Origin of the sequence: Proteiniphilum sp., from assembly GCF_034927365.1 — a bacterium.
Taxonomy (GTDB): domain Bacteria; phylum Bacteroidota; class Bacteroidia; order Bacteroidales; family Dysgonomonadaceae; genus Proteiniphilum.
This window is the reverse complement of the sequence record NZ_JAYFQD010000014.1, coordinates 1-16,450: the sequence shown is the minus strand read 5'-3', so window position 1 is coordinate 16,450 and position 16,450 is coordinate 1. Positions and strand designations below refer to the sequence as shown.

Annotated in this window: 29 protein-coding genes; 3 read left to right on the top strand and 26 right to left on the bottom strand. The window is 41.8% G+C overall.

The window, feature by feature from the left end:
* Positions 1 to 10: 10 nt before the first annotated feature.
* The 25 genes from VB073_RS11470 to VB073_RS11350 form a co-directional block, all read right to left on the bottom strand.
* Positions 11 to 2,029 (bottom strand): hypothetical protein, encoded by a 2,019-nt coding sequence (locus VB073_RS11470; RefSeq protein WP_323404318.1) that lies wholly within the window; start codon positions 2,027 to 2,029, stop codon positions 11 to 13.
* A 12-nt stretch (positions 2,030 to 2,041) separates the two neighbouring features.
* Positions 2,042 to 2,869, bottom strand: coding sequence for a S49 family peptidase (locus VB073_RS11465; protein WP_323404317.1), 828 nt, complete (start codon positions 2,867 to 2,869; stop codon positions 2,042 to 2,044).
* Positions 2,870 to 3,048: 179 nt separating this feature from the next.
* Positions 3,049 to 3,417, bottom strand: a complete 369-nt coding sequence (locus tag VB073_RS11460; protein ID WP_323404316.1) for a hypothetical protein — start codon at positions 3,415 to 3,417, stop codon at positions 3,049 to 3,051.
* Positions 3,418 to 3,523: 106 nt separating this feature from the next.
* A complete protein-coding gene (locus VB073_RS11455) occupies positions 3,524 to 4,003 on the bottom strand; it encodes a hypothetical protein (RefSeq protein WP_323404315.1) in 480 nt (159 codons plus the stop codon).
* Between the two features lie 338 nt (positions 4,004 to 4,341).
* The gene (locus tag VB073_RS11450; protein ID WP_323404314.1) at positions 4,342 to 5,526 is read right to left on the bottom strand and encodes a VapE domain-containing protein; all 1,185 of its coding nucleotides are present in this window, start codon (positions 5,524 to 5,526) and stop codon (positions 4,342 to 4,344) included.
* 58 nt (positions 5,527 to 5,584) lie between these two features.
* Entirely contained in the window at positions 5,585 to 5,839 is a 255-nt protein-coding gene (locus tag VB073_RS11445; RefSeq protein ID WP_323404313.1) for a hypothetical protein, read from the bottom strand.
* Between the two features lie 5 nt (positions 5,840 to 5,844).
* On the bottom strand, positions 5,845 to 6,069 hold the full coding sequence (locus VB073_RS11440; protein WP_323404312.1) for a hypothetical protein: 225 nt from the start codon (positions 6,067 to 6,069) through the stop codon (positions 5,845 to 5,847).
* Positions 6,070 to 6,167: 98 nt separating this feature from the next.
* Positions 6,168 to 6,554: a hypothetical protein gene (locus VB073_RS11435; protein WP_323404311.1), complete on the bottom strand. Its 387-nt coding sequence runs from the start codon at positions 6,552 to 6,554 to the stop codon at positions 6,168 to 6,170.
* A 120-nt stretch (positions 6,555 to 6,674) separates the two neighbouring features.
* Entirely contained in the window at positions 6,675 to 7,163 is a 489-nt protein-coding gene (locus VB073_RS11430; protein ID WP_323404310.1) for a hypothetical protein, read from the bottom strand.
* A gap of 12 nt (positions 7,164 to 7,175) precedes the next feature.
* Positions 7,176 to 7,490, bottom strand: coding sequence for a hypothetical protein (locus VB073_RS11425; protein WP_323404309.1), 315 nt, complete (start codon positions 7,488 to 7,490; stop codon positions 7,176 to 7,178).
* A complete protein-coding gene (locus VB073_RS11420) occupies positions 7,474 to 8,463 on the bottom strand; it encodes a reverse transcriptase/maturase family protein (RefSeq protein WP_323404308.1) in 990 nt (329 codons plus the stop codon). Before VB073_RS11420 ends, VB073_RS11425 begins: the two co-directional genes overlap by 17 nt.
* 216 nt (positions 8,464 to 8,679) lie before the next feature.
* On the bottom strand, positions 8,680 to 9,066 hold the full coding sequence (locus VB073_RS11415; RefSeq protein WP_323404307.1) for a hypothetical protein: 387 nt from the start codon (positions 9,064 to 9,066) through the stop codon (positions 8,680 to 8,682).
* A gap of 35 nt (positions 9,067 to 9,101) precedes the next feature.
* Entirely contained in the window at positions 9,102 to 9,572 is a 471-nt protein-coding gene (locus VB073_RS11410) for a hypothetical protein (RefSeq protein ID WP_323404306.1), read from the bottom strand.
* Positions 9,573 to 9,589: 17 nt separating this feature from the next.
* Positions 9,590 to 9,916 (bottom strand): hypothetical protein, encoded by a 327-nt coding sequence (locus VB073_RS11405; protein WP_323404305.1) that lies wholly within the window; start codon positions 9,914 to 9,916, stop codon positions 9,590 to 9,592.
* 18 nt (positions 9,917 to 9,934) lie between these two features.
* Positions 9,935 to 10,372, bottom strand: coding sequence for a hypothetical protein (locus VB073_RS11400; protein ID WP_323404304.1), 438 nt, complete (start codon positions 10,370 to 10,372; stop codon positions 9,935 to 9,937).
* Positions 10,369 to 11,166 carry an HNH endonuclease signature motif containing protein gene (locus tag VB073_RS11395; RefSeq protein ID WP_323404303.1) on the bottom strand — a complete coding sequence of 266 codons (798 nt, stop codon included), beginning with the start codon at positions 11,164 to 11,166 and terminating at the stop codon, positions 10,369 to 10,371. The genes VB073_RS11400 and VB073_RS11395 overlap by 4 nt, the downstream gene beginning before the upstream one ends.
* Positions 11,163 to 12,083, bottom strand: a complete 921-nt coding sequence (locus VB073_RS11390; protein ID WP_323404302.1) for a site-specific integrase — start codon at positions 12,081 to 12,083, stop codon at positions 11,163 to 11,165. Before VB073_RS11390 ends, VB073_RS11395 begins: the two co-directional genes overlap by 4 nt.
* A complete protein-coding gene (locus VB073_RS11385) occupies positions 12,080 to 12,379 on the bottom strand; it encodes a hypothetical protein (RefSeq protein ID WP_323404301.1) in 300 nt (99 codons plus the stop codon). Before VB073_RS11385 ends, VB073_RS11390 begins: the two co-directional genes overlap by 4 nt.
* Position 12,380: 1 nt before the next feature.
* The gene (locus VB073_RS11380; RefSeq protein WP_323404300.1) at positions 12,381 to 12,659 is read right to left on the bottom strand and encodes a hypothetical protein; all 279 of its coding nucleotides are present in this window, start codon (positions 12,657 to 12,659) and stop codon (positions 12,381 to 12,383) included.
* Complete coding sequence (locus VB073_RS11375) at positions 12,656 to 13,252, bottom strand: DUF6633 family protein (RefSeq protein WP_323404299.1); 597 nt, start codon at positions 13,250 to 13,252, stop codon at positions 12,656 to 12,658. Before VB073_RS11375 ends, VB073_RS11380 begins: the two co-directional genes overlap by 4 nt.
* 24 nt (positions 13,253 to 13,276) lie before the next feature.
* Entirely contained in the window at positions 13,277 to 13,555 is a 279-nt protein-coding gene (locus tag VB073_RS11370) for a hypothetical protein (protein WP_323404298.1), read from the bottom strand.
* A gap of 10 nt (positions 13,556 to 13,565) precedes the next feature.
* On the bottom strand, positions 13,566 to 13,700 hold the full coding sequence (locus VB073_RS11365; RefSeq protein ID WP_323404297.1) for a hypothetical protein: 135 nt from the start codon (positions 13,698 to 13,700) through the stop codon (positions 13,566 to 13,568).
* Positions 13,697 to 14,182 carry a hypothetical protein gene (locus tag VB073_RS11360; protein ID WP_323404296.1) on the bottom strand — a complete coding sequence of 162 codons (486 nt, stop codon included), beginning with the start codon at positions 14,180 to 14,182 and terminating at the stop codon, positions 13,697 to 13,699. The genes VB073_RS11365 and VB073_RS11360 overlap by 4 nt, the downstream gene beginning before the upstream one ends.
* Positions 14,130 to 14,432 (bottom strand): hypothetical protein, encoded by a 303-nt coding sequence (locus VB073_RS11355; protein WP_323404295.1) that lies wholly within the window; start codon positions 14,430 to 14,432, stop codon positions 14,130 to 14,132. Before VB073_RS11355 ends, VB073_RS11360 begins: the two co-directional genes overlap by 53 nt.
* A 24-nt stretch (positions 14,433 to 14,456) precedes the next feature.
* Positions 14,457 to 14,663 (bottom strand): HTH domain-containing protein, encoded by a 207-nt coding sequence (locus VB073_RS11350; protein WP_323404294.1) that lies wholly within the window; start codon positions 14,661 to 14,663, stop codon positions 14,457 to 14,459.
* 149 nt (positions 14,664 to 14,812) lie between these two features.
* Between VB073_RS11350 and VB073_RS11345 the strand changes: the two genes are divergently transcribed.
* Genes VB073_RS11345 through VB073_RS11335 form a run of 3 tightly spaced genes read left to right on the top strand, consistent with a single transcriptional unit; the run spans position 14,813 to position 15,650 of the window.
* Positions 14,813 to 15,142, top strand: coding sequence for a helix-turn-helix transcriptional regulator (locus VB073_RS11345; RefSeq protein WP_323404293.1), 330 nt, complete (start codon positions 14,813 to 14,815; stop codon positions 15,140 to 15,142).
* Between the two features lie 12 nt (positions 15,143 to 15,154).
* Entirely contained in the window at positions 15,155 to 15,403 is a 249-nt protein-coding gene (locus VB073_RS11340) for a hypothetical protein (protein WP_323404292.1), read from the top strand.
* Positions 15,404 to 15,443: 40 nt separating this feature from the next.
* Positions 15,444 to 15,650 (top strand): hypothetical protein, encoded by a 207-nt coding sequence (locus VB073_RS11335; RefSeq protein WP_323404291.1) that lies wholly within the window; start codon positions 15,444 to 15,446, stop codon positions 15,648 to 15,650.
* Between the two features lie 289 nt (positions 15,651 to 15,939).
* On the opposite strand, the gene VB073_RS11330 is transcribed toward VB073_RS11335, so the two are convergent.
* Positions 15,940 to 16,450 (bottom strand): hypothetical protein (locus VB073_RS11330; RefSeq protein ID WP_323404290.1); only part of this gene is annotated, 511 nt, incomplete at its 5' end.

Sequence of the window (16,450 nt, the reverse complement as noted above, 5' to 3'; positions counted from 1 at the left end):
CAAGAATAGATTAGCTAGTGACTTTGCGTTCCAACTCCAGGAAGTTCCCGGTATGGACCACAACTTTCTTCTGTTTTCCGTTGACAGTCTGAGTTTGCTCGGTCAATTCAGCGTAAACCTTGATATAATCTCCTACGGCATTGGGCGACCATGCTGCAGTGATCCCCGCAAATTTTCCACTTTTAGCTATAGTCGACTTGTTAGCCAGGGATCCGCAAATAATCTTGTACACGCGCTCCATGGAGGCGTTTTCAATATCAGTGATGGCAGTTGCACCGGTGTTTTCTCCGGTTTCCATCTCATAACCGGCCAGCCCGTCGATAACGGTGTCATCCGGATCCAGTGAGACAACCGGATAGTTGGTAAACAGCCATTGCATCCGCCTTCCGGATTTCTCCAGGTCTGCCAGGGTGTTGAACTGAACGCCCGGGGCCAACACGCCGGATCCTTCTTTCCACCATGATGCCAGGATCAGCTGTTCCAAGTCCTGCTGGAAATAGAAGCCATACATCTCGTTCGGCCTGTTCTCGTAGTTCTCCACGTTTCCGGGCTTGACGATCCACATCTTGTAATCGTTCATGGCCATATTGGGAACCCAAACGATGTTCGCCGGGGAAAGATCCGCGATGTTCTCTTTAGAGCCGGTGAAGTCGATGTCTTTGCCATATTTTTCACGGTAACCTTTCAGGTACCATGGTTTGTGCTTTTCGTTCGCGTGTACCAGATAGCCTTCCATGTTAGGCAGGATGCCCATCACATATTCGTAGAAAGTTTCCACGTAGTCCACGATAGTCGAACGGTCATAAGCCTTCAGATCCTTGAACGGAAGCACTTTCAATTCTTCTTCCACGCGCTGGATGGCTCTCAATGCTCCATCGGCTGCCAGCATTGCCGGTTGCGGGAAATCTCCCTGGCGGGGAACTTTCACGCCTACAACCCGGCGTCGTTGCTGTTCATTGAATAATAATGTGCCAAAATGCACGATACACCATTCGAAAAGTGTCCATTTCATCGGGTTGGAACCTTCACGGTTCATATACCCGATATATTCCTTTTCGAGCTGCTTGGGATCATCAAAGAAGAATTTGAACATCACGTCGTCCACATGGTAGATTTCTCCGTCGAAGTTGACAGCTCCCTTGAAGTGATGGCCTGATTTGTAGCTTTGCGACAATTCATCGAAGAACGCTGTGGGAGCGGTCATCTTGTTTTGCACGTTGGAGACCACTGGGAATATTCCGGCCACGGATTTCAATGTACGCAGGTAGGCTATAATCGTATCCATACGGCGTACGATGTATTCACCCAGTTTGCTGTTCATCTTGGAATAGTCCAGATAAGATTCACCACGGACCATCTTGCCGTAATCCAGCAGTCCGATCTGGTTGGTAGTGGCCAGTTCGTTACACCGGGCATTGAAATCCTTGGCAAAGTTATTGAACGCGGCCCGGAAAGCCGTCGAGTCTTCATCCCGGTAATCGTCCTTGCCCTTTCCGGAAACGACCAGCTCATTCCACCAACTGCCGCGTTTGAAATAATCGTTCTCAATACCAAAAAGATGGGTTCCAGTGTGAGGGGCATGCCCCATGACGATGGCCATTGTCTGGGGCGTCATTGCAAATCCTACACCCGTAACAATGGCAGCCGGCCGGTCATCTTCTGGATTTCTACCCAGTGTCCGGATTGTTTCAGTTGCTGAATTCAGCGCGGATATCAGAGAGCTTGTAGCTCCTTCCACGGTATTGGGAACATCCGGGGTTTCCTGGCCGGTTGCTTCCGATACCCCTTCGATTGCTCCCAAAATCTGTTCGCGGATTTCAGGACTGATGGATCCTTGCGGATCCGCACCGTCCGATTCTTTCTCTTCCGGTTTGTCCAGGTCTTCCTGGAAATCATTGCCGTACTTTTTCTTGTATTCGGCCTTGAATTTATTCCAGTCCTCGTTTGTCATCGCGTCGCGTTTTTCCTTGGTAGAAAATCCAAGCATCGCGAAGACAGCGTTGATTCGTTGTTTAGCTGTTTTGTTCATCGTAACTAAAAATTAAATTATTGATAATATTTCTTTTCTCTTTGCCACAAGTGTTTCCAGTTCTTCCACTGTTTGTGATAGGGATCTGATCCCATCGATCAGACCGAGTTCTTCCGCTTCATAGGCGTAATAGACTTTACCGGTTAGGGTATCTTCATTTATTCCTGGACGGTTTGATGTGACCGTACCCCGGAAATAAATGGCAAGCTTGGAGAGTTCCTGTTTCATCTTCTCATCGTTGCCTTCGATAGCTTCACGTTCAGGAAGGTTCTTGTCTTTCGATTCGTCGGGAATCACTTCCACCACCCGGTAATATGCATTTTCCTTATTAGGTACCAGCATACGGGCAAACACTCCAATTCCACCAACACGGGCCATCCTGTTGATGGCATATATTTTATCAAGGTATGAAAAAGCGATATAACCACACGAGGCACACATGCCATCCACAAATCCATAGGTAGGTTTGGTCTTGTTGGATAATACCTCCTGCAGGAAAAAGAGAGAGTCGGTGGATCCGCCTGGCGTGTCTCCCTTGATGATCACGCCTGATATCTTTTCAGACATGTAGGCCATGCGAATAATGGAGGCGATATCGTCCACACCATAGCTCCACCAATAACCGTACTTCATCATGATTCCTGCCAGGGGAATAATTGCGATGGATCCTTCCGTCCAGGAGTCAAATGGATTTACCGGATTGCCGGAATCATCTTTTTCAAGGTAGATCTCTCCATGGGTAGATATTATGGTTTGTTCGATAACTTCCGGAGTAAAGGTCCCGTCAATAATCGAGTTGGAAATATGATTGAGTATTTCATATCCAGAGGAATGTATCATCAGGTTAGAGGCCTGAATCTCATGTAGGAATTGTTGTCTTAACATTATTGCGCAATATATTTACGCAATATTATTCCTTATATACAAGGGAGTAAAGGACGAAAAAAACCAGACTGAATAGCCTGGCCTTTGAATTATGATTGATCCGGAAGAACCTGAATCGATACATTATTACCCGGTCACACGGATGATTTGCATTTGAATGAATAGTTGTCAAAAATTTTATCATCCGATATCTCTGTTATTACAGGATATTCCTGGGATCCCACGTAGAAGGTTGCCTTATCTGTTTTCATCCGGAGCACTATGGGGAAGCTACTGAATTGTTTCAGGATAGCATCCGGATCGGAATCAGTCACGGCTGTAACGGATACTTCTGCCACTGGGCCGGCATCTGCCTGGTTGATTTCGGAACGGTATACCGGTTTTTCTTTCACGTTCAGTTTTTTCCAGTCATACCCGGTTTTCAGGATCACGTTGTCGAGAACCTGCAGCCGGATCTCCGATAAAAACGCGAATTCGATGGAATTACAAATAATTTTTGCCATAGGTATAAATATTATATTGATAATCAGATATATAATTTAATTGGTCAGTTATTGACACTTTTTAGGACAAATCGATACACTTGCTCACTGAAATTTTTTATAAAAGTTAGTTATTTGCTTGCTTGAAATAGGATCTTTTTTCACGTTCACGGACACGATTTCTCCAACGGTAATAACTTTTTATCAACGCGTCTTCCGAGATAGAGGTGATTCCATACTTTTTCATGAAAAGATGGACCGAAATAACTATTCCACTGCCATTTCTTGAACGCTCTATTTCCATGAATTCTCGAAAATCGGCCCACATCATGATTTGTATTTTTCGTTCAATCCTTTTTTGCGATCTGGCGCCCAGATAATTGTAATATTCCGGGGGCTTTGAACCATATCTATCCGGCAAAACGATCTCCAGGTTTCCTTCGTCTATAAAATAGTCGGCAGGCCTTTTTACCAGGAGATCCCAGATGAGGATGTATATATCAGTATGGTCGGGGAAACGTACCGGTGATTTCTCATTGAACTGGTTGTATCTACCAGTCACATACTCTTTTAAGTGTGGTTTAATATTGATTTTTGTCGTGATCATAATTGGAAAAAATTGAAATTGAAATAAAAATAAATCCAGATTTTAAAAAGCCTACTACATTATACAACATGTATATACACCTGAAATATAGATATTTATATTGTAATATGCAAGAAAAGAAGTTACAACTTGTAGTAACTTTGTAGTAGGCTAAAATAATAGCCTACTACACACCTGAATGTTTACTGTAAATGGTTTCATGCAATTTGTAGTAGGTAGGTGGCTTTTTTTGCAAAAAAAATTATTTTGTGCGCAAAAAAAATATATAGATATATAACTATCTAATAATAAATATAATATAAATATAACACATGCATGCCTACCCATCTCCGTACACATTAAAAATTGAACTTCAGCCAGTATTTATATTGGGGGTTCTCTATTCCCGGGGTGCGTTTCGATTCTTTCCTAAGTCCTATCGCTGTCAGGGCGGAGCCTATCTTCTGGGGTGTGACCCTGAGGGCATCCCCGGAGAGTATCTTCCTGTTCCTTCGCAGCTTCATCAGCACCTCGCCGGCCGAACACCATTCTGCATCCTTGTCTTCTTCATCATCCGGGGGCAAGATGTAGAGGCGCACGTACTTCTCTTCATCCGAACGCACCTCATACCGGCGATTATATTCCTGCAATTCTTCCACTTCTTCTTTACTCCATTCGGCGTTGAATTCTGAATTTTCATACAACATGAGGGCCTCCGCCCACATCTGGTCGGGTTTAACCCTCTGGAAGTACCTCCTGTCGATCTTGTCGACCTCTATGGTGCCGAACCTGCTTGTTCCATGGATAGGGGTGATAAAGCCGCCCATTTCTGCCGCACGGTTCGTGGTGAACATCGTTGCGGCCACTCGTGGCCGTTCAGTGGGAAATTCGTCATTACGACGTTGCACCAGGATATTTTTCTGCCTGACGTATTTCTTGAATTCCTCGATCCTGGCCGTACCCCTATTGATGCCTACCAGTTCGTCGAAACAGACAAAAAGGTACCTGGAGAACACGTCTGCCAGGGAGAACCGGCTATCATTCTCCGGTTGCACGTAATACGATTCCAGTTCTTCCGGAACAAAAAAGCGTGTCAAGAATGTTTTGCCGATATATTCCTCCATGGAGATAAACCCGAGTACCATTTCATTGGGCTTGCCGTCTTTCCATTGCGCCACGCTCCCCACCATCCACTTCCGGATGAGTGTATTCATACGTTCACGATAATAGTCCGGTTCACGCTCGAAAACGCGCGGCGTGATATGCTCGCATAGCCTGTCGATGTGGCTTTCACCCTGGTAGGTTCCACGAATGGAATTGAAGTAATTCAGCACCGGGTTCTCCTGGTCGAAATAGTTCTGGTCCCGGAGGATGATCCTGAGATCCGTCCGGGATATCGTCTTGCCGATTCCCCTCAGGTAGAGATACAACGTGTCCGCCGTGGGTGCGTACCGGTACCGGTTCTTATCCCGGCTTTCTATACTGAACTTGGATGGATCCAGACATGAGGTCTTGATAATGAAAGCTTCATTAATCGTGTCCACAATGTCCTGGATCCGGTCATCTACGAATATTAAAGAACCTGATTTAATTTCTGGTGGTCTAAAATCTTTCTTTTTCATTTCTCTTGCCTAACGATATCCAAAATTCAGATACTTGTCTCATGACGTGATCGAGTTCCTCGACAGCATCATCTTCATCCATTTCTGCGAGGGAGAAGTAATACATTACAGATTGCGACACGCCTGCATAAAATGCCAGGCGTGTTTCTTTCTTTTGTGTTTCTCCCATCTTACTCTCATCCAGATCTGCCTTCTGAAGATAGATCCGGTATTGTTCTTCTAAGTTGAATCTCATGTTGTTTATAAAATTAGTCTTGCCGGAATTGCCTGAATATCCGCCGAAGGAGTTCGGGTCTCTTGTAATTCTTTCTCAAACTCTTCAATTCGAGTCTCATCCTTGTTCACTGCCACACGGGTAATGTAGCAGTGGATCATGATACCACTTTCGGTTTTCCCTTCCCATATTCGTGCCGGCACTCCGTTTAGTTCTACTATTTTAGTAGTGTTTTTAATCGTTATTTTCATGATTCTATTTCAATTTTAGTATACCAACTCCCTTTCTGATCAGAAAATCCTTTATTATCTATTGTAAAGGTTTTTGCTTTTTCGTAGTTCATCTTTTTCTAATTTATTATTTCCAAATATTCACATGCATAGGCTCCTGAATATCCATCTAACCAAACGACCAGATCGCCACACATTCGAGCTGGTCCATGTGTAACCGTAAAGATTTTGTCATGTGAATTTTCCATTTCAGCTTCGGCACCGGTCATCTTTACTTTTGTTCCCGGCACCATTGAAAGTTGGCGCAACTCTTCTATTTTGGCCGATCGTGAATAGATGATCTGACTGGTTTTTTTCCCGATCTTTATAAAGAGGACTTTGGCAGGTTCTGGAGAAGATCTCTCAGCCCATTTCCGGAGATTTTCCTCCGTGACAGAATTGGGGGCATGCTCCACTTTCATCTGGATTGCATCGTCCCATTTTTGTTGTGCTTGTTTTAATGTCATATTTTATATTGTTAAATCATCACATATTCATCACTCAAGTGATAGACTATATGTCTTCTCACGAACAACCGTATTCTTGCTTTTAGTCTTAATCTCATAATTATCAAATATTCAATTTGATTAATAGCTTTCCCTGCACAATCCCTCACAATTACAAGGTTTTCCCGTCTTATAACAGGTGTTTTCTAATATAATCATGTCATTAATCCGGGCCATAGAATCGCTTATTCCATCATATAGTTTGTACATCAACTCCGGTTCTTGTGGTACGGGCTGGTACACATACACTCTTTTGCCTTTTCCCTTCATCCATCCGGCCTCCGAATTAGCGGACCGGCCGCATGGAAGTACCATCACGCACACCTCCGCCCATTTCATCCCGTTAAAGTCTGAATTGAAGCCGGCTTCGGCAATCGGGTGGGAGAGGGCCTCCTTGTATTGCTCAATATCCCACTCCCTCCAATTCTGATCAATGGCCGACCAACCAAATCCTGCCTTTTCTGGGGGATTCCGGAAATCATACACCTCATGTTCCTTCTTTCTGAGAAAGTCAACCACATCCGGTTGAAACTCATTTCTCCAACTACTTGCCACGTAGATCTTTGCCATATTTTTTATTATTTATGTAAAATAAAATGTCTTTTTTGCACCACTGTATCGCTGTGGTTTAATAGTTGCCATAAAAGGAAAATCCTTTTTATCAACTCTATCAAGCGCCTCCTTAATAGGGGCGGCATTAGTGAAAAACTTCTGTTCTTTTCCTTCGTGCTTAATCTTTACAATGTACCGGTTCGGCCCATGTATGGTCGTAATATTCGTCTCGTAGTCCAATACCTCTATCTCGCAGTTGATAAGTTCTTCGATAGAGATTACCGGGACCGCGAAAACACGTTTGTTCTCAAGCGTGTCAATTCCAAAATCAGCAAACCTCTTCATATTTATCTATTACTACTTTAAGCAAATGTTTCGAGTTACAGTGTTTAGCCCATCCCGTCCAGGGGGCGATCCGCATCCTGTATTCCTTTGCTGTCAAATTCATCTTGTTAAGCCTTGCCGCTCTTCTGCAGAGGGACTTTTTGATTGTTTTACGCAACAACACATGAGTATGATAGAACCTATACCCAACAACGTCAATACCACGGGCAGCGACAGGAAATATCTGGTAATTGCCTTTTAACCGCAGGTTCAACCGGGTAGCCATGTAATCATTTATTTCAACCAGCAATGCATGTAGATACTCCTTACTTTTTGCCAGGATCACGACATCATCAGCATACCGGTAATAATACCTTACCCGGTGATCTTCCTTCAGCCAGTGGTCAAGATATGAAAGACAGAGATTGGCGAAGAACTGGGAGAGATAACTACCAATCGGCACGCCCGGTGATGAATCGATAATTTCATCAAGTAAATTGAGTAGCCTTGGGTCTTTAATCTTTTTCCGGATAATATCTTTTAGGATATCGTGATCAATACTTGGATAGAACTTTCGGGTATCAATCTTAAGGCAGTACCGGGTATTCTCCACATCCTTCAGGTCACGTTTCAAGTGTCTTAACACGCCGTGTATGCCACGTCCCTTGATACATGAATATGTATTCCTGATAAAAATGGATGTCCATATCGGCTCCAATATATTCATGATCGCATGGTGGACTACACGGTCGGAAAAAGGTAAGCAGGAAATTTCCCTTTCCTTAGGATCGTATACGGTATACGTTTTGTATTCCGGAGTCCTGTAAGTCAAGTTCAATAGTTCCTGCTGTATCTGTATCAGATTGCCATTCACATCTTTTTCAAAAAGTTTGACGCCGTATTGTTTAGCCTTGCCTTTCCTGGCTTTCTGATAAGCCAGGATAAGGTTGTCAAGGCTGCAAATTTTGTCATATAGATATCCGATCCTTTTCATCTTTGCTTGTCTACTCGGAGCGTTTTGCCGTCAGAGACGTATACTAACACCTTTCGAGTTTGTTATCTTTTGCCAAGAGGCAAGGTCCCGGGCTTTGAATTTCTTCAGCATTGGCGCGAGCCGCAACCCGCAGCCGGGTACGAAAAGTGGTAATACGTACCGTTGAACGCGAAGCCCGAAGAGGACAGCCCACAAAGCCCGGCAACCCGTTGTTTGTTATTTTTGTGTCAGGTCATCCCAAATTTGAACGAACTGCCTTCCCGCGTACTCGGCCAACGCTCTCGTTTTAAAGCAAAGGCGCGAGCCGCAACCCGCAGCCGGAAACGAAAAGTCGCAATCCGTACCGTCGAACGCGAAGCCCGAAGAGGACACATAGAACCAGGGATAATATTTAGCCTGGCTACTATCCGACCAGTCTGCTTTCCACCCCTCATTAAGAGCCTCGGTGATTACAACCATCTTGTACTGCGCTTTAAAATAATCCCGCATGTCCTCGGGAACGTCGGAGAATTCAGGAACGTCAGGACGTCCGGTTGCTGCTTGAGCATCTTCAAAAGTTTTAATCCTTTCGGTCACTTCTTTTTTTGTTTCTTTCTTATTCATTTTGTCAAGTATTTTGCCTTTCGGCGGTTATTCAATTAGAGCATAAATCCCCTGTACAGGTCGACAAACTGCCGTCCGGCATATTCAGCCAACTCCTTACTTTTAAAGCAAAGGCGCGAGCCGCAACCCGCATTCGGGTCCGAATAGTCGTAAACCGTACCGAGAAACGCGAAGCCCGAAGAGGACCCGGTGCTGAAGTATGGGAAATACTTGGGTTGGTCATCATCTTTCCAGTCCGGAACCCATCCATCATTATAGGCTTTGGTGATTGTTTTTAGTTTCCTGTAATCGATCTCATCCTGTGTAAAACCGAGCCTCCTCAATTCCTCTTCATCGATCGGAGTTTCCCCGATAAAGTGACAAACCTCTTCGTAAGTATCACAATCAGTTACTTTTCTTGAGAAATATTCTTTCCCGAAAGTATCTTCGAGAGTAACCTTGAATTCGGGAGTTGCATCCTTGTACAACTTCCGGGCATTCGCTTCTGTAATCTGTAATGTTTTCATATCCTTTTTATTATTTTCTAAAACCAACCAAATTTCCAGATATTAGAACCTTCCCCGTAAGGTCTGGCTATGGACGAATTGCGGACCATCGACTTTAGTTCATCGAATTTTTGTTTTAATTCGTCTGAAGGATTTTTTACGAAGAAAACCAAGCTTTCCCAACCGTCATCAGACTTTCTGTCAAATCCATATACTTTACATAAATGAGGGTTTTCACGCTCTCTTTCTGACCAATCAGCCATGTCTTCTGGCCATGAATTAATTCTCAGTTCCGGAAGAACTGTTTTCTTGATCTCGTTGAATACTTTGTATGCATTTTGTACGTTTGAAAAACTTAGTGCCATAAAATTTATATTTAATTGTTATTGGTGATTTGTTGGATTCATTTTGTCCAGGTACTTTCGATACTCAATTTCTGTCTTGGCCAAATTGATAAGCGTGTTCACGCCCTGAAATACCTGTTTTGCCTGGCCGATGGCGGCAGGATCCTGTTTAACTGCTTCGATCTGGTTGAGTACCGTATCCCGGAGATCTTTAATGACTGTTGGGTTAACAGTAGAAACCGCATCGAGTCGCTGATTAGATAATACGATAACGGTATTGGTAATAGGACGGAAGCGATCGAGTTTGAAAATTAGTTCACTTACATTGAAGCATAACACTTTACCGTTATTCAGGTATATTTCCACTTCATCCCCGTTTTCACCGGTACCGTCGCAATAATTGAGGACTACCACCTCTTCATTCTGATACAGGAATGCCTGGTTGACCATCCCTTTTAACCTTTCTATTGCTTTCATATGTTTTCTGATTTTTTGATTGCTTTACTCAAGGAACTTCGTAGGCGAAAAAGGTCTTTTACTTCGGATGGATAATTATGGATTGTGTTCCGTCTGGCAAGTTCTGCATTGGATATACATTCCAGGTTTTCTATCGTGCAATTGCGCCGGTTCCCGTCTTTAAAGAAAATATTATATCCTTTGGGAATCGGTCCGTTTTTTTGTTCCCACAAATAGCGGTGATATTCCATCCAGTGGCCTTCTTTGATCCGGATGTAATAGTATCCGCAATTCGGCCTCCAACGGACCTCTCCATCCCGACCAGTATTGTGAGGTTTATGACCTGATTGGAACCGGGTCGCTTTCGATTTCTCAATGGCTTCAGGCGACATGTATTCGTCCAACTTCATTCCTTTATTAAAAGGTTCATGGCCTTTTTCGAAATGATATTTACGGCCGCCATGGTTAGGATCCATGGCTTTACCCTTAAAATGATTGGCCATAAATTCTTTATCCTTTTCAAGACCAAGGCTATATGCCTTATTGTAGATAGAATAGAGCGAACAACCGAATTTGTCGGCGATATCCTGGCTGATCATTGTGGAATAATTCTTCACCAGATAATCGATATGTTTCTTGGTGAACCAGAATCTTGTTTGTCTCTTTAGCCCAAGGCGGGCGACTTTATTCTTTATCTTGGACTTTGTGCGCCCGGGAAAGAGCTGGAGCAGTTCGTTCCACGGGAGTACCGGATAATATTTCTTCAGATTATCCAACTCTTCAAGTGTCCATGGCTTGCTTTTCGCTTTCATCATTTCAAGAATTTATCAATGGCACTTCTCTTTTGTTGCATGTTGGGATGGACATATATATCCATAGTAATGCTGGTCTTGGAGTGTCCAAGAAGCACACTTGTAGTTTTCACATCGGCTCCTCCTTCTATCAGGTATGTAGCGAACGTATGGCGAAGGCCGTGGAACTTTATCCTTCGTATATTGAGTTTATCAAGTACCTTCTTATAATAATTCCTGTAAGTACGGGGCTCGATAGGCTTAGGTCCATTCGACAAGACAAAAAAGTCATCATTTACAACCTTTTTCACTGATTTCAATATAGGTAGTAGTTTTTTTGAAATTGGAATATCTCTGGTGGAATTAATTGTTTTCGCAGAGTCCATGATGACCTTGGTCCTTTTTTTACCCTCTTCTTCATCGAAAAAATATATTCTCTGAATCGTTGCATCCACATGAAAAACACCTTCAACCAAATCCACATCATACCACTTCAAGGCAGAGACCTCACCTATCCTCATGCCTGTGTATAAAGTGATAAGAAGACCAAGATTCTGGAATGTGAAATTTCCAAAGAGATAATCAGTCAACTTCTTGTAATCTGCTTTTGACAACACCTCAAGTTTTGTCTTTGCGGACAGAGAATGAGTCGGATAATTAAGTTCAAAGTCCGGGAAGTTGATCAACTTCTTCTTTGCTCCGTATTTCAAAATCATCTTGAGAGTGATAATGACATCACGAACGGATTTCCCACTAATTTTTCCATCATTGATAGCACGGTATATCCATTCCTGAATAATTTCCTCTGTAATTTCTTCCAATCCGCCAAATTCCGGAATAATATAATTGTCCACATGATTCATGTAGGTTGACAAGGAAGAAGCTTTCACCTGAAGTTTCTTTTCAGCCATCCAGAGTTTAACTATGTCCTTTATTTTCATAATTTCGCCTCTCCTTTGATTGCGTGAAAATAAATATGTAGGTACCAGTTACCTGCATGAAGAAAAAAACTGAAATCTGAATCTTTGACTAAAGAGTCTCGTCGGCTATTCGATACGCGGACGGGGGTACAACGTGGATGATGTTCGTTCAGTATCCGGACCTGTTCATTGAGATCCTTTTCAAACTGATCCGGGTCCGAATTCGTCCGATGGTCTATTTTACCGGCCATCTCTTTTACTGCTTTCTGAAGCGAATTCCCGGGGTTGATATCTGCTGTGGTGATGAAATAAGTCATATCAATCTATCTGTTTTGCTGTTAATGTTGCCGAGTAAAATCTGGTGGAGATGTCGATCACGTGAAGGCCTTTGTCTTTTTCCCAACAGATATCGAACACCGTTTCACACTTGTAATACTGGTCGAACTGCAGGATATCTTCACGGAGACACCGGAGGATTGAGTAAAATTCGGTTGATGATACTGTCTTTCCGTCTATACCTTTGAGAAGTTTATGAAGGATGTCTGCTTTGTAGCACATATCCTCCTGCCCGGTCGATATGGACAGAAAGAGTTTCATACACTTTTTTCTCTGGCCAGCGATTCTATATATTTCTCTCCGCCCTTCAGGATGCCATAGATGTTTTCGTATTTCGACAAATCCGGCGGTGTGTAGGGCTTTTCATTTTCCGCTTTCTTCTTAGCGGCTCGTTGCCTCTCTTCAATCTTCGCGAATGTCTCTTCCCGTTCCCGGTTGTACTCAAAAAAACTGGTGACAATTCTTTGGGTATCAATACTGCCATAAAAATTACCGTACCGGCTTTCAAGGATATAATCGAACAACAGCTTGAGGTCCGATAACCGGAAGTGGTTATATCTTCCATACAACATAAGATTGAGGTCCGCTATCTGTTGATTACTCAATTTATTGTTGATATTGAGAAAATCGTTCAAGGATGTGAGCCATTTCTCGAGATATGAGGCTCCTGCAGGAGTTTTTCTGCTAGGGTATGCTTCTGTGATAAGCTTCAGCGTAAAAGAAGAAGTTTCATAGACGTCCCATAAGTTATTTACACAATCATAGCTGGAAAACATAGCTCTCGGTTTCATTTTTACTTCAAAATCCGACCAGACTGGATAATCTTTCAGAAGTTTTTCTAAGTCATTCATCATTGAATAGTTTTAATTGAACGTGGATCAACTTTGGCCGTAAAGCACGGTTTTTATTGCTTTCACAATATGCCGGTAGGTGGATTTCTCTTTCAACTTCATGAGCAGGAATCCATCTCTGAAGTTGATTCTTACCACTTTCAGGTGGGCTCCATAGAGGTCGTTGATCTGATCCGCCATTTGGCCGGTAAGTTTTATTGTCGTGTAGACCTGGTACACCCCTTTGAACTTCTTTTTCGCTATACTGGTGAAGCTTCTGCCATCTTCCAGAAAAACGTGGGTTTCCTTCTCCGTTTGCTTGAACATAACGGTCAAATTAAATTGTTACAAAAAGCCTGTCCGTTTTTACGGATAGAAAAATAAAACACAGTGATAATCCGATTAGCACGGCAGCCAGCAACCCATAGATGATGACTTCAATCCAATCGTCGTCCATTTTTTTCAGTTTCATATTATCTTTTGTTTTAATGTGAAAGGGTTTTCTACTTCCGGTTCATCGCCTGGCTGGTCGTTATTCAACTGGAAATTCTTCGGAATTAAGATCGTTTTACACCGGTTGCGAATATAAAAATCAATGAGTTCGAGCGCCTCTTCTTCTTTTCTTCCTGAAATTTTGTTGAGATAATTCAACCGTCTTCGCTCTTCTCGTGGCAACAGGATAACCTGATACACTTCGTATAGGAATGCCTTGTAATCTTCCCAGTTTTCAGCGAATTCTTCACTCTCGAATGGCATTTCAATCTTTTCCGATTCCGGATCCGGAACAAATACACTGAATTCCTCAATCAGTTTACTCAACGTTTTCACGTTTCGCTCGAAGTTCTTTTTGATTTTGGCGACGTCTGGACCGCTACGTAATCCATTGATCACCGCGGCGTCATCATCGATTGTTTTCTGGATCTGTTCCACCAGGTTGTTCCAATGTTCTTTCATACTTATCAATACAGTTTAATAATGTCCTGTCGTTCACACTGAATAGGTCTTCTGCCTTACTTAGCAGATATTTGACCTGTCTCGATTTTCTACCTGTACACCAGGCAATGTCGTAGGTACTGTAATCTAACAGATATGCGAATAGTATCCAGGCTTTCCGCATCGTCTCGATTGGTTCGGATCTGATCCGGGACCTGATTTTCTCCCGTTCATCTTCAGAGAATAGTTGATTGAATATTTTCTCTATCATTTTGTTATTAGTGTCGCAGCTTGATTATGACTCCAGTATTAAACTTTCAGGGAGGTTTAATTTCAATGAAATAACCTTAATGGCTATTGCTTTCGTAAATTCACCATTCTCTTCATTCTCTTTGATGTACCGGGAAATAGAAGAATCTGACACATCTAACTGACGGGCCAATTCTCTACGAACTTCTGTGCTCTCTCTGATCATTTCTAAAATTTCTTCTCTGATTTTCATTTTTAAGGGCTATTTTTGATTATTAAATTTGCATGCAAATATCGCACATGTATGCGAAAATAGCAAATATAAATTGCGAAATAAAGTTAATGTATTGCGATTAGGGCATTAGATTCTTATTGGATAATCAATAACTTCAAAATATGGGAATGAAAGAGAATTTAAAAGAAATAAGGCTTAAAAAGGGACTTACACAGCAGTTTATAGCGGATGCTCTTAATATAGATTTATCTGCTGTAAGTAAATTAGAAAATGGAATCAGGCAGTTGAAATACAATGAACTTGAGATAATCGCACATGTGTTTGGTATGTCAGTCATTGACATAATCGCATATCCCGACACTTATGTCAAAAAGGATGGGAAATCAGACAAAGAACCAGTTGAAGCGATTCTACAAATAAAACTGCAATCTGATAAAAAAGACCAAGTACTAAAGCTCATTTTTGGAGAGCATAATTTAGAGATTTTGAATAAATAAAAATAGAATAGTATGGAAAAAGAAAATGAATTTATTAAAGTAATCACTGAAAAGTACTATGGTGAAAAGGAAATGATCTTAAACATAAAAGATATTGCTTCAGTTGAAGATCACGAAAGTTATTCTGAAATAAAATTATTAAACGGGAATTACATTACAGTATTAGCGAAATTTGAAGAACTATCAGAAGCAATAAATCCAAAAAAAATTGTAAAATCAGGTAATGGTAGGTTTTTTTCACTTCAACAAAATACAATTTAAATTCAAGTCTTCATACACTTTACAAACATCAAAATAAACCATGAATATTGATTTAATAAAAAAATGGAAAAAGGAGATTGCAGTTGTACTTCAAATGGAACAATATAAAGAGATTGAAGAAATTGACGAAGAATTGCTTGCTCAAATAATAGAAAATTTGGAAGATTCAGAAACTAAAATTGATGATTATATAGAAGAATTAAGCAAGCCTCCTAAATATGCGAATCTAGGGCCTTTTATAGTATAAAATCCAGACAGAAATATACAAAAATACAATTGCAGACAAAAATATACAAAAATAAAGTATTCAGAATGTGCGAATTACCAATAGGGCTTAGCTTCCCTTCAGCCGCACAGACGAAATATAAGGTGATTAAGTCCCTGAAAGTAAATATACTTTCGGGGATTTTTTACATTAATAAATATTTGCAACAATGTAAGGGATCATTTTTCTCATCCATATACGGTTGAGGATGTGGAGCAATTTATTAATATGGTGTTAAGTAAAGAGCCACCCTGTATTTAAATTTCACTATCTATCTCGGCACCCTTCTCGCTCTTCCAAAATCAGGCAACACAACAACAAGCCCACAATTTGCTATTATGTTAGACTTTTCAAAAGTACTATGCAGAGTAGCACCTATCAAAAGTGTTTGCTCGGTATCTTCTTTGTTCTCGATTTCGAAATATCCATCAGCGGTAGTCTCTATCTGTTTATCTCCGAGGTAAACGGAAGCACCCCAAGCTTCACCTTTGCCTATTCCGTTAGAGAATACATATCCTTTGGTCATATATCCCGATGGGCTCCTTTCATTTCCGACGGGCTCCCGATCTATAATTGCGTAATCAAAAGCTCTTAGCGTTTTTTCCCAATGTTCTGAAGTTGCATCGGAAGGTTGAATGGGCTGATTTCGCATGTCAACCTCAATACCATTTTCAAGGATAATCTCATTACATCTGACGTATGTGCTGTTATTATACAGCAGTGTGACATCATAACAACTTCCCGGCGAAAACGGGGTAAAATAGCGTTTATTCTCTTTGATA

Bases quoted from the DNA above. Each gene is read 5' to 3' on its own strand.
- VB073_RS11470 (WP_323404318.1), bottom strand. From the start codon at position 2,029: ATGAACAAAACAGCTAAACAACGAATCAACGCTGTCTTCGCGATGCTT.
- VB073_RS11465 (WP_323404317.1), bottom strand. From the start codon at position 2,869: ATGATACATTCCTCTGGATATGAAATACTCAATCATATTTCCAACTCG.
- VB073_RS11460 (WP_323404316.1), bottom strand. From the start codon at position 3,417: ATGGCAAAAATTATTTGTAATTCCATCGAATTCGCGTTTTTATCGGAG.
- VB073_RS11455 (WP_323404315.1), bottom strand. From the start codon at position 4,003: ATGATCACGACAAAAATCAATATTAAACCACACTTAAAAGAGTATGTG.
- VB073_RS11445 (WP_323404313.1), bottom strand. From the start codon at position 5,839: ATGAGATTCAACTTAGAAGAACAATACCGGATCTATCTTCAGAAGGCA.
- VB073_RS11440 (WP_323404312.1), bottom strand. From the start codon at position 6,069: ATGAAAATAACGATTAAAAACACTACTAAAATAGTAGAACTAAACGGA.
- VB073_RS11435 (WP_323404311.1), bottom strand. From the start codon at position 6,554: ATGACATTAAAACAAGCACAACAAAAATGGGACGATGCAATCCAGATG.
- VB073_RS11430 (WP_323404310.1), bottom strand. From the start codon at position 7,163: ATGGCAAAGATCTACGTGGCAAGTAGTTGGAGAAATGAGTTTCAACCG.
- VB073_RS11425 (WP_323404309.1), bottom strand. From the start codon at position 7,490: ATGAAGAGGTTTGCTGATTTTGGAATTGACACGCTTGAGAACAAACGT.
- VB073_RS11420 (WP_323404308.1), bottom strand. From the start codon at position 8,463: ATGAAAAGGATCGGATATCTATATGACAAAATTTGCAGCCTTGACAAC.
- VB073_RS11415 (WP_323404307.1), bottom strand. From the start codon at position 9,066: ATGAATAAGAAAGAAACAAAAAAAGAAGTGACCGAAAGGATTAAAACT.
- VB073_RS11410 (WP_323404306.1), bottom strand. From the start codon at position 9,572: ATGAAAACATTACAGATTACAGAAGCGAATGCCCGGAAGTTGTACAAG.
- VB073_RS11405 (WP_323404305.1), bottom strand. From the start codon at position 9,916: ATGGCACTAAGTTTTTCAAACGTACAAAATGCATACAAAGTATTCAAC.
- VB073_RS11400 (WP_323404304.1), bottom strand. From the start codon at position 10,372: ATGAAAGCAATAGAAAGGTTAAAAGGGATGGTCAACCAGGCATTCCTG.
- VB073_RS11395 (WP_323404303.1), bottom strand. From the start codon at position 11,166: ATGATGAAAGCGAAAAGCAAGCCATGGACACTTGAAGAGTTGGATAAT.
- VB073_RS11390 (WP_323404302.1), bottom strand. From the start codon at position 12,083: ATGAAAATAAAGGACATAGTTAAACTCTGGATGGCTGAAAAGAAACTT.
- VB073_RS11385 (WP_323404301.1), bottom strand. From the start codon at position 12,379: ATGACTTATTTCATCACCACAGCAGATATCAACCCCGGGAATTCGCTT.
- VB073_RS11380 (WP_323404300.1), bottom strand. From the start codon at position 12,659: ATGAAACTCTTTCTGTCCATATCGACCGGGCAGGAGGATATGTGCTAC.
- VB073_RS11375 (WP_323404299.1), bottom strand. From the start codon at position 13,252: ATGATGAATGACTTAGAAAAACTTCTGAAAGATTATCCAGTCTGGTCG.
- VB073_RS11370 (WP_323404298.1), bottom strand. From the start codon at position 13,555: ATGTTCAAGCAAACGGAGAAGGAAACCCACGTTTTTCTGGAAGATGGC.
- VB073_RS11365 (WP_323404297.1), bottom strand. From the start codon at position 13,700: ATGAAACTGAAAAAAATGGACGACGATTGGATTGAAGTCATCATCTAT.
- VB073_RS11360 (WP_323404296.1), bottom strand. From the start codon at position 14,182: ATGAAAGAACATTGGAACAACCTGGTGGAACAGATCCAGAAAACAATC.
- VB073_RS11355 (WP_323404295.1), bottom strand. From the start codon at position 14,432: ATGATAGAGAAAATATTCAATCAACTATTCTCTGAAGATGAACGGGAG.
- VB073_RS11350 (WP_323404294.1), bottom strand. From the start codon at position 14,663: ATGAAAATCAGAGAAGAAATTTTAGAAATGATCAGAGAGAGCACAGAA.
- VB073_RS11345 (WP_323404293.1), top strand. From the start codon at position 14,813: ATGAAAGAGAATTTAAAAGAAATAAGGCTTAAAAAGGGACTTACACAG.
- VB073_RS11340 (WP_323404292.1), top strand. From the start codon at position 15,155: ATGGAAAAAGAAAATGAATTTATTAAAGTAATCACTGAAAAGTACTAT.
- VB073_RS11335 (WP_323404291.1), top strand. From the start codon at position 15,444: ATGAATATTGATTTAATAAAAAAATGGAAAAAGGAGATTGCAGTTGTA.